The sequence below is a fragment of the Candidatus Eisenbacteria bacterium genome (assembly GCA_035577985.1).
GTDB lineage: Bacteria > Desulfobacterota > Binatia > DP-6 > DP-6 > DATJZY01.
Window position 1 is genome coordinate 1 of sequence record DATJZY010000129.1, and the last position, 14,573, is coordinate 14,573.

At 70.7% G+C, this 14,573-nt stretch carries 13 protein-coding genes; 6 read left to right on the forward strand and 7 right to left on the reverse strand.

From position 1 onward, the window contains the following. Positions 1-75: 75 nt before the first annotated feature. The 4 genes from VMS22_18520 to VMS22_18535 all read right to left on the reverse strand — a co-directional run bounded on the left by VMS22_18520 (position 76) and on the right by VMS22_18535 (position 5,333). Positions 76-1,365 carry an alkaline phosphatase family protein gene (locus tag VMS22_18520; GenBank protein ID HXJ36030.1) on the reverse strand — a complete coding sequence of 430 codons (1,290 nt, stop codon included), beginning with the start codon at positions 1,363-1,365 and terminating at the stop codon, positions 76-78. Between the two features lie 89 nt (positions 1,366-1,454). Next, on the reverse strand, positions 1,455-2,510 hold the full coding sequence (locus VMS22_18525) for a class I SAM-dependent methyltransferase (protein HXJ36031.1): 1,056 nt from the start codon (positions 2,508-2,510) through the stop codon (positions 1,455-1,457). A 23-nt stretch (positions 2,511-2,533) separates the two neighbouring features. Next, a complete protein-coding gene (locus VMS22_18530) occupies positions 2,534-4,735 on the reverse strand; it encodes an alpha/beta fold hydrolase (protein HXJ36032.1) in 2,202 nt (733 codons plus the stop codon). Then, positions 4,668-5,333 (reverse strand): helix-turn-helix domain-containing protein, encoded by a 666-nt coding sequence (locus VMS22_18535; GenBank protein ID HXJ36033.1) that lies wholly within the window; start codon positions 5,331-5,333, stop codon positions 4,668-4,670. Before VMS22_18535 ends, VMS22_18530 begins: the two co-directional genes overlap by 68 nt. Before the next feature lie 139 nt (positions 5,334-5,472). On the opposite strand from VMS22_18535, the gene VMS22_18540 reads away from it, so the two are divergent. Further along, a complete protein-coding gene (locus VMS22_18540; protein HXJ36034.1) occupies positions 5,473-6,231 on the forward strand; it encodes an SDR family NAD(P)-dependent oxidoreductase in 759 nt (252 codons plus the stop codon). 6 nt (positions 6,232-6,237) lie between these two features. Here the strand turns inward: VMS22_18540 and VMS22_18545 are convergent, their stop codons facing one another. Next, positions 6,238-7,011 (reverse strand): exodeoxyribonuclease III, encoded by a 774-nt coding sequence (locus VMS22_18545; GenBank protein ID HXJ36035.1) that lies wholly within the window; start codon positions 7,009-7,011, stop codon positions 6,238-6,240. Positions 7,012-7,089: 78 nt separating this feature from the next. On the opposite strand from VMS22_18545, the gene VMS22_18550 reads away from it, so the two are divergent. Genes VMS22_18550 through VMS22_18560 form a run of 3 tightly spaced genes read left to right on the forward strand, consistent with a single transcriptional unit; the run spans position 7,090 to position 9,851 of the window. Next, entirely contained in the window at positions 7,090-7,980 is an 891-nt protein-coding gene (locus tag VMS22_18550) for a haloalkane dehalogenase (GenBank protein HXJ36036.1), read from the forward strand. A 10-nt stretch (positions 7,981-7,990) separates the two neighbouring features. Next, the gene (locus VMS22_18555; protein ID HXJ36037.1) at positions 7,991-8,983 is read left to right on the forward strand and encodes a glutathione S-transferase family protein; all 993 of its coding nucleotides are present in this window, start codon (positions 7,991-7,993) and stop codon (positions 8,981-8,983) included. Between the two features lies 1 nt (position 8,984). Beyond that, positions 8,985-9,851: an alpha/beta hydrolase gene (locus VMS22_18560; protein HXJ36038.1), complete on the forward strand. Its 867-nt coding sequence runs from the start codon at positions 8,985-8,987 to the stop codon at positions 9,849-9,851. On the opposite strand, the gene VMS22_18565 is transcribed toward VMS22_18560, so the two are convergent. Both VMS22_18565 and VMS22_18570 read right to left on the reverse strand, forming a co-directional pair. Continuing rightward, positions 9,839-10,150 (reverse strand): hypothetical protein, encoded by a 312-nt coding sequence (locus VMS22_18565; protein HXJ36039.1) that lies wholly within the window; start codon positions 10,148-10,150, stop codon positions 9,839-9,841. The genes VMS22_18560 and VMS22_18565 overlap by 13 nt on opposite strands. A 105-nt stretch (positions 10,151-10,255) precedes the next feature. After that, the gene (locus VMS22_18570) at positions 10,256-12,271 is read right to left on the reverse strand and encodes a sulfatase (protein HXJ36040.1); all 2,016 of its coding nucleotides are present in this window, start codon (positions 12,269-12,271) and stop codon (positions 10,256-10,258) included. Between the two features lie 128 nt (positions 12,272-12,399). Here VMS22_18570 and VMS22_18575 point away from each other — a divergent pair, with 128 nt between their 5' ends. After that, a complete protein-coding gene (locus VMS22_18575; protein ID HXJ36041.1) occupies positions 12,400-13,296 on the forward strand; it encodes an alpha/beta hydrolase in 897 nt (298 codons plus the stop codon). After that, complete coding sequence (locus VMS22_18580) at positions 13,293-14,570, forward strand: hypothetical protein (protein HXJ36042.1); 1,278 nt, start codon at positions 13,293-13,295, stop codon at positions 14,568-14,570. The genes VMS22_18575 and VMS22_18580 overlap by 4 nt, the downstream gene beginning before the upstream one ends. Positions 14,571-14,573 lie beyond the last annotated feature (3 nt).

The window sequence follows — 14,573 nt, forward strand, 5'->3', positions numbered from 1 at the left end:
CGCGCGGCGAACTTAGCGGAGCCCTCGCCACCCGCCCCGCGCTCCGACGCCACGGCGCCCGCGCCTCAAGAACCGTCAGCTACACTGGGCCTGGCGCTTCGGGTCGATGGCCGCCTTCGGCATGTTCGGGGGTTTCGCGAACGTCGGGCTCGTGAAGTCGAACAGGTCGGTCAGCGGATCGGTGTTGGCGTCGCGGGCCGTGAGGGCGGGGAGGTCGAAGCGCGTCTCGATGAAGCGCAGGATCGCGGTGTGGTCGCGCGGCACGTGCGAGACGTAGTGCTTGCGCGCGTACGGCGACACGACGACCAGCGGAATGCGCACGCCGTAGGCGTCGAAGGCTCCAGGGACGTCGTTGGGCCCGAGGATCGGCGCGATCCCGTCGGGGACGCAGGCGGCGGGCGGCGCCACGTGGTCGTAGTAGCCGCCGTGCTCGTCGTAGGTGTGGATGAGGGCCGTGCTCGGCCAGAGCGGGCTCGTCATGACTGCGTCGATGATCGAGGCCGCGAAGGCCTGGCCGACCTGGATGTTCGTCGGCGGGTGCTCGTCGTTCTCGGCCTCGCCGGTGAACGCGGGGTCGACGAAGCTCACCTGCGGGAGCGTGCCGGCCGCCGCGTCGGTGTAGAACTCGGAGATCGGGCGCAGGTTGGCGAGGCCGGTCGTCCGGACGTAACCGAACAGCCCGGCGAAGGGGAGGTCCGAGTAGTAGACCCGCCACGTCACCGGCGGCATGGCCTCGTCGAGCAGGTTGAAGATCGTCCGTTGCGTGTACTCGGGCCCGCCCAGCGGTGGGATCACGTTGGTCGTCTGCCCGAACGACGTGCCGGCGAGCAGATAGTAGCGGTTGGGGAACGTCGGACCCTGGAGCGCGCAGAATTGCCGGTCGCTGATCGCGAACGTCTTGTAGAGCTTGTAGTAGTAGCGAAGATCGCTCTTCGCGTACGCACCCATCGCGCGGCTGCCGCTCGGATCGCTCGGATCCACGTTCTGCGCAGTGAAGCCGTCCATCTCGCCGTTGTCGACCTCGCGGTGCGTGCCGCTCCAACCGTGATCGAGATCGGCGACCTCGCAGTAGCGTTTCTGGTGGAACACCTTGATCGGATGGCCGCCGAGCGGATCGGGGTTGGAGGCGTGGCGCGGCGGACCGCTCTTCTTGCCGTAGAGCCTCCCGAAGTAGTGGTCGAAGGAGCGGTTCTCCTGCATCAGCACGACGATGTGGTCGATCGGGATCTGACTTCCGTGCGGCGTGCCGGGCGGCAGGGTGTCGGCGGGGAGGGCACCCATCCCGAACGGGCAGTCGACGGCGCGAGCTACGGTCGCCGCCGCGGCGATCACCAGGGCGACGATGACGGTACGCAAGGGACGCATGCGATGCGGATAGGCTGGCCGCGCGCGGATCGTCAAGCGCGAAGCTGCGAACGCGCGATGAATCGCGGGGTTCGACGACGGCCCCGCCGCTACGGTCGAACCTCGAGGACGACGTTGAACGGCGTCTGGGTCGCCACCCGAAAGCGCGTGAATCCCGCCTGACGACAGACCTCCTCGAGGCGCTTCGGCCCGGCCTGCGCGCCGAGTGCGAGCCCGACCTCCTGCGAGCGGGACGCCGGCGTGCAAATCATGGTGGATGCCGAGTAGAAGACGCGCCCGACCGGATTGAGATTCTGCTCGAGGCGGTCGCCGGCGAAGGGCTCGACCACGAGCCAGGTGCCGTCCGGCCTGAGCGACTCGCGGACGTGTCGCGCGGCGCCGACCGGATCGCCCATGTCGTGGAGCGCATCGAAGATGCAGACGAGGTCGTAGTCGCTGCCCGAGAAGCGCTTGGCCGCGACTGTCTCGAAGCTCACGTGGTCGGCGACGCCGGCCTCCTCGGCGTGCTGCCGCGCCGACACGATGGAGGGTTGGTGGTAATCGAAGCCGACGAACGTCGAGCGCGGATAGGCCTGCGCCATGATGATCGTCGACGCGCCGTGGCCGCAGCCGACGTCGGCCACGCGGGCACCGGCCTGCAGCTTGGCCTCGACCCCATCGAGCGCCGGGATCCACGACGCGACCAGGTTCGCGTTGTAGCCGGCGCGGAAGAAGCGCTCGGTGCCGCAGAAGAGATCGACGTCGTGCTCGTGCCATGCGACGCCGCCGCCGCTGCGGAACGCCTCGGTGATGCAGTCGAGATCCTTGAACATGGAGCGCGCGATCTGGAAGCCGCCCAGGAAGTGCGCCGGGCTCGACTCGTCGGCGAAGGCGAGGCGCTGCACCTCGTTCAAGGAGAAGGTGCCCGCGCCGGGGTCGTAGTCCACGTAGCCCGACGCGGCCTGCGCGCAGAGCCACTCGCGCACGTAGCGCTCGTCGGTGCCGCTGTGCCGGGCGAGCTCGGCGGGCGTCTGCGGCCCCGCGCCCGCGAGAGTCTTGTAGAGCCCGAGCCGATCGCCGATGCCGACCAGCGCCGCGGAGCACGTGGCTCCCAGGTCGCCGACCAGCTTGCCGAGGAACTCGTCGAGGGTTGGTGTCGTCGTCATGGTGTCTCTCCTCTCCAGTCTGCTCAAAGGAGCTCGGCGATGCGGGCGGCGGCGCGGCAGGCGCCGTCGTTCTCGACGTCGCGGTAGCTCGTGGGTCGTCCGATCTCGTCGGCGATCGCGGCGGCGATCGCGTCCGGCGTCGCCGTGTCGTAGTCCATGCAGCGCCCCGCGCCGTAGCGCTGGAGCCGATGGCGCACGTGGACGTTCTGCTCGAAGTGGTGCCGGAGCGGGAAGTACAGGAACGGGCGCTTGCACGCCGTCAGCTCCATCGCGGTCGTGAGTCCGCCCTGCACGACGGCGAGGTCGCACGCCGCGAGGTGCCGGTAGAGGTTGTGCACGTAGGCGACCACCTCGAGACCGCGCGCGGACGGCAGCGACGCCGGATCGATGCGCGGTCCGGCGACGACGACCATGCGCAGCTCCGGGACGCGTCGCTTGGCTTCGGGATGGGCGGCGATCACGCGACGCAGGAGATGGTGTCCCACGCCCGAGCCGCCGACCGACACGAGGCAGATCCGCTCGTCGGGACGATAGCCGAGCTCGGCCCGCAACGCCGCGCGATCGCCCAGCGCCGCCGGATCGAAGCCCGACACGTAGCCCGCGAAGGCGAAATGGCGCTCGGTCCACTCGCGGATGCCGGGGAGACCCGGACCGAAGCGCTCGGGCACGATGTCGTCCGCGTTGCCGACGAAGACGGCCCGGTCGCGGACGTGCGGGTTCCGCTCGATGTGCTCGATCATCTCGGCATTGTAGTCCGCGGTGAGCGCCCGCTCGCGCCGGCCGCCGTCGGCCATCGGGAGCCAGCCGACGAAGTCCGTGAGCCACGCGTACGGCGCGCGCTTCTCGCCCGGGTTCTCGTGCAGGTAGTAGTCCAGCTCCCACGCTTCGTCGCCGATCCAGAGGTCGTAGGGCTCGGCACGGACGACGTCGTGGAAGACCATGAAGTTCGCGACCAGGATCTCGTCCATGCGCCGTAGCGCCTGGAAGCAGTGGAGGTCGTGCTCCGCCGACTCGGATTCGAGGTGGCGCGATTCGCTGGCGAGCAGCGCGCTCGCGGGGTGGAGTCGCTCGCCCTCGGCGGCGAGGACGCGCGTGACGGGGTCCTGGGCGAGCCAGTCGATCTCGAGGTCCGGCACGATGCGACGCAGCTCCCGCGCGATCGCCACGTCGCGCTGCGCGTGACCCAGCCCGATGGGGGAGGACAGGAAGAGTGCGCGCCTGCGCCGGCTCCCGCGCGGCGCGGGCCGCACCGGCTTCTGCTCGTCGCCGTTCGTCTCGAGGAAGTCGCGGATCGCGAGGTTCACGCCGACGGGCTTCCGCGCCAGCGGGAGATGACCCGCACCCGGCATGACGACGAGGCGGCCACGGGTTTCGTGCGCGAGCGCGCGGCCGTCGGCGAGCGAGGTGATGATATCGCGGTCGCCGTGGATCACGAGGACGGGGCACCGCACCCGCCGGGCGAGCTCGCGTTGCGCGCGGCGGGTGAACGCGGGCGTCGGGCCCAGCGTCGAACGGCGGAGCGTCTCGCCGTCCGATTCCAGCGCCCAGCCGACGCCGTCCTCGATCTGCTTGGTCGAATGGGGCTCGGGGAACATCTTGGTGATGAACCACTCGGCGAAGTCGGCGTGCTGCGTGCGCATGTGGTGGCCGTTGAACTTGCCCCAGCCGTAGGCGAGCCGCATCGGACGATCGGCGAAGCGACGCACCACCGGGCTCGCGAGGATGCGCCAGAAGAGTCCGCCCGAGAGGCTCGCCGGGAACATCGGCGCGATGAAGACGGCGCCCTCGACCCGATCGGGATGCTCGGCCGCGAGCAGGAGGCCGCGCTGCGCACCGCGCGAGACCCCGACGACGATCGCGCGCCCGACGCCGTTCGCGTCCATCACGTCGAGCGTGTCGCGGACGAATTCCTCCTCGGCGTACGCTTCGGTGGCGTGCGGCCGGTCGGACCGCCCGTTGCCGCGAGGATCGAACGCGAGCACCCGCGCATGCCGCGCGAGGTAGGGGATCTGCGCCTTCCACATGCGCGAGTGGACGATGGACCAGGGCGGCAGGAGCACGATCGTCCGCTCGCCGTCGCCGTAGCGCTCCCAGAACACGCGAACGCCGTCCCGCTCGATGAATCCCTCGGCGTCGGGATAGCGCGCGCGCGATTGCTCACGTACGCCGGCGGCGGGAGAGAGCGCGGTCGGCGCGTCGTCCGGCATGCTGGCGGTGAGATGCATTGTGGGCCCTCCTCGGCTCGCGCGCGGCGAGCCAGCCGTCGATCCAGGTGAGCAGGGCGTCGTGCCCTTCGGTGATTCCGGACATCCGTTCGAGCTGGAACCCCTGAGCCATCGTCATGACCAGGGCCGTCACCGCCTCGAGTGGCCAGGTGCGCTCGTCGAGCCCGTACTCGCGCAGCGCGCGGCCGAACGCCTCGCGCAGGACGCCGCGCCACTCGGCGTTCACGTGCGCGACGCGCGCACGCAGCTCGGGACGGGTCCAGGCCATCGCCTGCAGCTCGAGGAAGATGCGGTCGTAGCCGGACGCGAGGTCCTCTTCCTGGAACCGCCACGCCGTCCGCCACTTCTCGAGGAAGGGAGCGTCCGCCTGGTACATGGCGCGCTGGCGCACGATCAGCCGCTCGGTGAAGCGATCGAGCACTTCGAGGAACACCTGCTCGATCGCGCCGAAATAGTAGTGGACGAGGCCCTGGTTCACGCGCGCTTCCGCCGCGAGCCCGCGGGTGGTGACGTTGGCGTGGCCGACCTCGATGAGCAGGCGCTCGGCCGCGTCGAGGATGGCCTCGGCGGTCTCGTTGCGGCGCGCGGCTACGGCCATGCGGTCTCCCTGGAGTTAGGCATATGACTTAGGCGATCGCCTAACACCGACTCGGGACCTACGTCAAGAGGGTCGTGGGGCTCGCGGGGTGCCGAGGCCGCGTTGCGGTCGCCCCCGGGCGCGTGATCTTGCTGGACGCATGTCGACGAACCGCTTCGAAGGTCGCACCGCCATCGTCACCGGCGCCGGATCGGGGCTCGGCGCCGCGACCGCCGCCCGCCTCGGGGCGGAAGGCGCCGCCGTCGCCTGCGTCGACGTCGCCGTCGACGGGGCGTCCCGCACCGCGGCCGGGATTCGCGAGCAGGGCGGGCGCGCGCAGGCCTACGCCGCCGACGTGTCCGAACCGGCCGCGGTGACGTCCGCGGTGACCGCCGCGACGCGCGAGCTCGGGCGGCCCTCGGTGGTCGTCAACTGCGCCGGCATCGGGCGCTTCTACCACTCGCACGAGATGCCGTTCGCCGACTGGCAGCGCATCATCGCCGTCAACCTGACCGGCACGTTCCTCGTTTGCCAGGCGGCGCTCCCGCACCTGCTCGACGGCGGTGGCGTGATCGTGAACATCGCGTCCAACGCGGGACTCATGTCGCAGCCGTACAGCGCGGCCTACTGCGCGTCGAAGGGCGGCGTCGTGCAGCTGACGCGCGCGCTCGCCGACGAGTACCTCGAGCGCGGCGTGCGCGTGAACGCGATCGCGCCCGGCGGCATCGAAACGCCCCTCCAGGACGTCTTCCGCAAGGCGCCCGAGGGCATCGACTTCAAGAAGCTCGGCAAGATCAAGACCCCGCTCGGGAACGCGAAGCCGGTGGAGGTGGCGGCGCTGATCGCCTTCGTCGCGTCGGACGAGGGACGCTACATGACCGGCGCGATCGTCTCGATCGATGGCGGCCTCACCATGTGAGCCGCCTCAGGCGTCGCGGAACTCGGCCCACACGGCGGCGTGGTCGGAGGGCTGCTTACCCTTGCGCGAGTTCCGGTCGACGCCCGACGCGGTCGCGCGCTCGGCGAGCGCCGGCGTCGCGAGCAGATGGTCGATGCGGAGCCCGCGATTCTTCGGGAAGCCCAGCATGCGGTAGTCCCACCAGGTGAAGAGCGGCTCGGTGGGATGCATCGTCCGCAGCAGGTCCACGAGCCCCGCGTCCACGATCTTGCGGAGCTCGGTGCGCTCCGGCTCCGAGAACAGCACCTTGCCCTCCCAGGCCGCCGGATCGTGGACGTCGAGCGGGGCGGGCGCGACGTTGAAGTCGCCGCACAGGATGGCCGTCCGCCGCTCGCCGAGCTGCCCCTTCACGTAGCGGCGCAGCCGCTCCATCCAGTCGAGCTTGTAGCGGAACTTCTCCGAGCCGACGCTCTCGCCGTTCGGCACGTAGACCGACATGACGCGGACGCCTGCGGTGGTGGCCGCGAGCAGGCGCGCCTGCGCGTCCTCGTCGCCGTCGCCGAAGCCGCGCGTGACGTCGTCGAGCTTCGTGCGCGAGAGGATCGCGACGCCGTTGTACGTGCGCTGGCCGTGGAACGCGCACTGGTAGCCGAGGCGGCGCAGCTCGTCGGCGGGGAACGCGCCGTCCTCGACCTTGGTCTCCTGGAGGCACATGACGTCGGGACGCTGCGCTTCGAGCCAGGCGAGCACGCGCCCCAAGCGCGCGCGGATGCTGTTCACGTTCCAGGTTGCGAGCTTCACGCGCGCGCATCCTGCCTCCCGGCGCGCCTCTTGTGAAGGCGGCGAGCCTGCCATATCCGATCACCTGGAGAACGACCCATGGAGACACTTCGCACACCCGACGCTCGCTTTGCGAACCTGCCAGGCTACACGTTCGCGCCGCACTACACGGAAGTGGACGGCCTGCGCATCCACTACCTGGACGAAGGACCGCGCAGCGCCGCGCCCGTGCTCATGCTGCACGGGGAGCCGTCGTGGTCCTACCTCTACCGGAAGATGATCCCGATCATCACCGCCGCCGGCCATCGCGCCGTCGCGCCGGACCTGGTGGGCTTCGGACGCTCGGACAAGCCGACGCGGCGCGAGGACTACACCTTCCAGCGCCACGTCGACTGGATGCGACACGTGCTGGTATCGCTCGATCTCCGCGGCGCGACGCTCGTGTGCCAGGACTGGGGCGGGCTGCTGGGGCTCCGCCTCGTGGCCGAGCATCCGGATCGCTTCGCGCGCGTCGTGGTGGCGAACACGTTCCTGCCGACGGGCGACGTCCCCGCCGGTCCGGCGTTCCTCGCCTGGAGGGAGTACTCGCAGACGACGCCCGAGTTCCACGTCGGCGGCATCGTGCGCGGCGGCTGCACGAGCGACCTCTCGCCCGAGATCATCGCGGCGTACGACGCACCCTTCCCGGACGATCGCTACAAGGCCGGGGCGCGGCAGTTCCCGGTGCTCGTACCGGTCACCCCCGACGATCCCGCGGCGCCCGCGAACCGCGCCGCCTGGGAGGTGCTGTCGAAGTGGGCGAAGCCGTTCCTCACGGCCTTCAGCGACCAGGACCCGATCACGCGCGGCGCCGATCGCATCTTCCAGGAGCGCGTGCCGGGCGCCAAGGGTCGGCCGCACACCACCATCGAGGGCGGCGGACATTTCCTGCAAGAGGACAGGGGCGAAGAGCTCGCGCGCGTGGTCGTCGACTTCATCGGGCGAAGCTGAGGGAGGTCGCATGTATCGCATCTTCGGCGTCGAGCTGTCGCCGTATTCGGTGAAGGTCCGCTCGTACTTCCGCTACAAGCGCATTCCCCACGAATGGGTCGTGCGCGACGTGACGCGCATGGACGAGTACAACCGCTATGCCAAGCTGCCGCTGATCCCGCTCGTCGTCACGCCCGAGGGAACGGCGATGCAGGACTCGACGCCCATCATCGAGAAGATGGAGGCGCTCCACCCCGAGCCGGCGCTCGACCCGGCCGACCCCGGGCTCGCGTTCCTCTCGGCGTTGATCGAGGAGTACGCCGACGAGTGGGGCAACAAGCCCATGTTCCACTACCGCTGGTTCTACCAGGCGGACGCCGACTCGGCGGCCGATCGGATCGCACACAGCATGAATCCCGGCCTCGACGCGGACGCGCTCCCGACCGTCACCGGCGCCGTCAAGGGACGCATGGTGCCGCGGCTCGCGTTCGTCGGCTCGTCGCCGCAGACCAAGGACGCGATCGAAGCGTCGTTCCATCGCCAGCTCGCGATCCTCGAAGCGCACCTGGCAATGCGGCCGTATCTCTTCGGCGGCCGCCCGGCGCTCGGCGACTTCGGCCTCTTCGCGCAGCTCTACGAATGCTCGACCGACCCGACGCCGGGCGCCGTCATGCGCGCCAAGGCGCCGCGGACGCTCGCCTGGATCGCGCGCATGCTCGACCCCACGGGCGAGGGCGCCTTCGAGCCGTGGGAGCGCCTCGAGCCGACGCTGCTACCGCTCCTGCGCGACGAGATCGGTGCCGTGTTCTTCCCGTGGACGCTCGCGAACGCGCAGGCGCTCGCCGCGGGCGCGAAAGAGCTCACCTGCACGCTCGAGGGGAAACCCTTCGCGCAGGAGCCGCAGAAGTACCACGCGAAGTCGCTGGCGGCGCTGCGGGCGCGCTATGCGAAGGTCGCCGGCACGCCGTGGCTCGACGGCGTGCTCGAGCGCGCCGGGTGTCTCGCGGGGCTGCGCGGGAGCTGAGGTGCGATTCGGGCGGCGCGCGCTCCTCCGGCTGCTCGGGGCCGGAGTCCTCGCCGTCGCGTGCGGGCAAGGGGAACCGCAGCAGGGCGCGAGCGCGCCCGTCGCGAGCGGGCCCATCCGCATCGCGTACGGAAGCGCGGCGCGCCAGTTCGGCGATCTGCGGACGCCCGCGGGGCGGGGACCGTATCCCGTCGTGATCGTCATCCACGGCGGCTACTGGCTCGCGGCCTCCGGGCTCACGTACATGGATTCGCTCGCCGACGCGCTCACCAAGGAGGGCGTCGCCACCTGGAACGTCGAGTATCGCGCGCTCGGCAACGACGGCGGCGGCTGGCCCGGCACGTTCCTCGACGTCGGCGCGGCGGCCGACGCCCTGCGGGGGATGGCGGCCGAGCGGCGGCTCGACCTCGGGCACGTGACCGCGCTCGGCCACTCCGCGGGTGGACAGCTCGCGCTCTGGCTCGCGGGCCGCGCCAGGATCGCGTCGGGTCCGCTCCACGCCGACGACCCGCTGCGGATCGCGCGCGCGATATCGATCGCCGGCGTCGCCGACCTGCGGGCCTTCGGCGCGGCGAAGGTCGACGTGATCGCGCAGTTGCTCGGCGGCGGCCCCGACGCGGTGCCGGAGCGCTACGCCGCCGCCTCGCCGATCGAGCTCCTCCCGCTCGGCGTACCGCAGGTGCTGCTCCACGGCACCGCGGACACCGTCGTTCCGTTCGCCATGAGCGAGCGCTACGTGGAGATCGCGAAGGTGCGCGGCGACGACGCCACGCTGATCGCGCTGCCGGGGATCGACCATCGCCAACCCGTCGATCCCGCCTCGGCGGCGTGGCCGGAGGTACGCGCCGCGGTCGGCTACTCCAGGTGAAGGAAGCCGAGCGCCATCTCGCCGAAGACGTCGCCCGCCCGCAGCGTCGCGAGCTCGCGTCGCGCCCCGTCGCCGACCATCTGCCCGAGGACGTAGAGGACGCGCTTGCGATCCGGCGTGTCCTCGCGGTTGCGGCCGCCGCTGGCGTAGTTGTGGCGCACCTCGCCCTCGAGCCACGATACCAGCTCGAAGGTGCTGCCCGGCTGGTGCCCGACGACGTTCACCAGCTTCTCCTCGGGCACGTTGTGGCATCCGAAGCACATGACGACCAGCGCGTAGGGCTGGTCGGGGCGGTGCATCCCCCTGGCGATGCTCTGGCATGCTGCCCTCCTTGGCGCGCCGTCGCGCGCGAACGCGGCAGACAGTGAGTCAGTCCGGCGATGAAATCAAGATGGATGCCGCGATCACTCGTCCGGGTCGTCGAACGTGCCGTCGGCGTCCGACGGCCAGAGCGGGCGATAGCCCGGCGAGCGGAGCTTCGCCGCGAGGCGTGCCACCTCGTCGGGGTAGAGGGGCGCGACGTTGCTCTGCTCGAGCGGGTCGGCGACGACGTCGTACAGCTCGACCTCGATCGGCGGGAGGGGAAGCTGGTTCGACTTCACCGTCTCGGTGTACTTCCACTGCGCTTCGCGCACCGTCGCCCACACGCGCTGCGCCGGCCAGCCCTCGGTCACGAAGTCGGTCCGCCATGCGGGCGCCGTGCCGTCGAGGATGCGCACGAGGCTGCGGCCGTCGAACTGGATCGGCGGCAGCGAGACGCCGGCCAGCTCGGCGAAGGTGGGGCAGAGATCGATGTTGAGCGTCATGGCGTTCGACTCGATCCGCGCGAGCGGCGCCAGCGCCGGATAGCGCACGAACATGGGCGCACGGATCGCCTCCTCGAAGGGCTTGTTCTTGCGGTCCTGCCGGTGCTCGCCCCACAGCCACCCGTTGTCGGAGAAATAGACGACGAGCGTGTGGTCGGCGATGCCGAGGTCGCGCAGGGTCTGCATGAGGCCCGTGATCGCGAACTGCGTCGAGCCGCCGATCATCTCGTCGACGGCTTGGAGCATCTCGAGCTGGTGCTGGCGGATCGCGTCGAGCGCCGCCATCGCGCCCATGTCGAGGAGCGGAGTGTTCTGGACCCACATCGGCATGTCGTCGAGCTCCGCGTCCGACTCGTTGTACGACGCGGGACGCCACGGCGCGATGCCGAGGTACTTGTCCACGTGGCGGGGCGCCGGCTCCTCGGGCAGGTGCGGCGCCTTCGGCGCCAGATAGAGGAAGAACGGCTCGCCCGTCGCCGCCGAGGTCGTGATGAAGTCCCGCGCGATCTCGCGCAGGACGTCGGTCGAGTAGTCGGCGTCCGCCGCGCCGTGGAGCTCCTCGACGTGGTCGTAGCCCACGCCGTTCCGGACCAGCGTGTAGTTGAAGTAGGTCGGCTGCTCGAAGACGTGCCACTCGTCCCACCCCGCGGGCACGAACGGCGGGCTCCCCGCCGTCCAGAGCGCGGGGTAGCCGTTCAGGTACTTGCCGATGAAGCCCGTCCGATAACCGGCGCTCTGCAGCATGGTGCCGAGGCTCACGCCGTCGGCCGGATAGACGTGCGCGCCGCCGTGCGGCCCCGAGTTCGAGAGCACGCCCGTCGTGTGCGCGTACTGCCCGCGCAGGATGCTCGAGCGCGACGGACAGCACAGCGGCGTCGTCATGAACGCCTGCGTGAAGCGCACGCCGGAGTCGCCTAGCTCGTGGTGAAGCCCGGGCATGATGAGCTCGCCCGCCGGCGCCTGCGTCGCATCGGTCGTGTCCCAGCGCTGATCGTCGGAGAGGATGAACAGGATGTTCGGCCGCAGCGGCTGCGGGTTCGGCCCGTTCCGGTCGACCCAGGTGCGTCCGAGCGTGTGCAGGCACGTCTGCAGCCCGGCCGTGTCGACCGGCGTCCCGACCGCGCCGACCGCCGCTGCGCACTGCGGGCCCACGTTCGGGATGACCACGCCGCTCGCGTCCGCCGCGACGGTGACCGCACATTTGAGGGGAATCTTCTCGAGCTGGCGTGCCGCGCGCTCGTCGGCGAGCGCCGGATCGATGCCGAGCGTGAGATAGCGGAGCTTCTTCCCGACGTAGCTCGAGACCGCCTTCCCGATCTGCTTCTGGCAGCGGTACTGGAGGCTCAGCGCGCCGGCGTCGATCTCCGCCGCCGGCGGATCGTTCGCCCCGTACGCGAGGCGCACGGCATCGGCGACCATCGTGTCCGCACACGTCGGCGGCACCGTCTGCTGGCAGGTCGTGTTCTGGTTCTTGAACTTCCGATCGTTGCACCGCACCGCCTGCCGCAGGCTCTTCCTCACGGTCTGCGCATCGTCGGACGAGGTGCATCCCCCGAACGCCATCCTCGGCACGGCGGCAAGGATCAGAAGGCCCGCGACGACCACCGTCTTCATACCCAGGACCCTACGCAGCAGGCGCTTCGCCCCGCAATACCGAATTCGGGGTGCGGAGAACTGCACCGTCCGCTCGACCGCGCACATGCGTTGCAAATTCTCCGTCCCCCGCTGTACGGTGCCGGCCCATGGCAAGCGACATGCTGCAAATGGTCGTCAACATGCTGCGGGCCCAGCGCGACGCCACCCCGCAAATCGTCGACCCGGTCGCGCTGCGCGCCGGCATGGAGAGCATGACGAGCCTCATGCCGCTCGCGCCCGACGTCACGCACGAGCCCACCGCGGCCGGCGGCGTGCGAGCCGAGTGGGTGTCGGCCCCCGGTGCGCACGAGGACCGCGTGGTCCTGTACCTGCACGGCGGCGCGTACGTGATGGGATCGATCAACACGCACCGCGACCTCGCCGGACGGATCTCGCGGGCGTCGGGCGCGCGCGTCCTGAACGTCGACTATCGGCTGGCGCCCGAGCACCCGCATCCGGCAGCCGTGGAGGATTCGACGGCCGCGTACCGGTGGCTGATCGGCGAGGGCTACGACGCCGCGGATCTCGCCGTCGCGGGAGACTCCGCGGGGGGCGGGCTCACCGTCGCGACGCTGGTGGCGCTGCGCGACCAGGAGCAGCCGCTGCCCGCGGCCGGCGTTTGTCTATCGCCGTGGGTCGACCTCGAGGGCGTGGGCGAATCCATGACGACGAAGGCCGACGTCGATCCCATGGTGCAGAGGGAGCACCTCGTGATGATGGCGCAGCACTACCTCGCCGATCATCCGCCGCGCACGCCGCTCGCGGCGCCCCTCTACGCCGACCTCTCGGGTCTGCCGCCGCTCTACGTCCAGGTCGGCACCGCCGAGACGCTCCTCGACGACTCGGTCCGGCTCGCCGAGCGCGCGCGCGAGGCGGGCGTCGACGTGACGCTCGAGCAGTGGGACGACATGATCCACGTCTTCCAGGCGTTCGCGCCGATGCTTCCCGAGGGACAGCAGGCGATCGACAAGATCGGCGAGTACCTCCGCGCGCGCTGGGCGTGACGACCGCGCGCGACGCCGCCGGTCCGCCGCCCGGCCTCTACGACTCGCCGTGGCCGGCGGAGGACGGCGGGCCGCGCCGGCAGCTCGTGCCGCGGACGCGCGGCCTCGGCGTCCGCGCCGGCGAGCGTCTCGGTGTGACGTTCCGTTCACTCTTCGTCTGCAACATGGTCGTGCTGCGCGCGCCGGGCGAGGTCTACCTCCAGGGCAGCACGTCCTTCTCGGCCGACGGCGCCGTCTTCGTCGAGCGCGTGGACCCGGTGTCGCTCGAGCCGCTGCGGCGCTCGCCGGATCTGGAGCTCGGCGGCGCGTGGTGGCCGGGCGGGATCGTCGCGCACCGAAACGGCTTCCTCTACGTCACGCAGGGCACGTTCTGTCACAAGCTCGACGCCGACTGCACGCTCGTCGCGAGCCGCCGGCTTCCCCGGCCGCAGGCGTACAACAGCCTGCTCGTGCTCTCCGACGGCAACCTCGTCATGAAGAACATGGTCTTCGACGGCAGCGCGCGCTCCGCGTTCGTCGTGCTCGAGCCAGACGAGCTGCGGCCGGTCGGTCCTGAGGTCGAGATTCCCGAGGGCTCGATCGCGCGCATCTCGAAGGACCTGTCGGACGCGGGCGAGCACGTCTACGTGGTCGGCGACCACACGATCTTCCGCCTGCGCTATGCGGGTGGCCGCCTCGCGCTCGACGACTGGCGCGTGCGCTACCTGACGGCGTCCGACGCCGAACAGTCGTACGGCTGGGATCCGGTGATCGCGGGCGGGCACACGTGGTTCCTCGACAACGGCGCCAACACGTTCTCGGGATCGTTCCGCGGCGGCGGCACGGCGACCGGGCCGATCCATCTGGTGCGAGTGTCGCTCGCCGACGCGCGCGACTGGGAGCTCATGACGCCGTTCGGCGTCGCGCACGGCACGGTCGCGAATCCGCCGGCCTTCGAGCCCGATCGCCGCATCGCCGTCGCGTACGACAGCGGCAACGCGCGCATCGCCGCCTTCCGGTTCGACGGGCCGGGACGGTATGCGCGCCTGTGGGATCACCCGTTCGGCGCCGCGAACCACTTCCTCCTCTATCCGGATACGGGCGAAATCGCCGTCAACGACTTCCAGGAAGGCGTGGGCGAGCACGTCGTCGTCCTCGACCTCGAGACGGGCCGCGAGCTCGGACGGGTCGCAACCGGCAGCCCCGTGCAGTCGGTCGTGTTCCAGGCACCCGGGTTCGGGCGCGACCTCTATACCTGCGCGTTCGCGGGCGTCGCCCGCGTCGAGGTACGGTGAGCC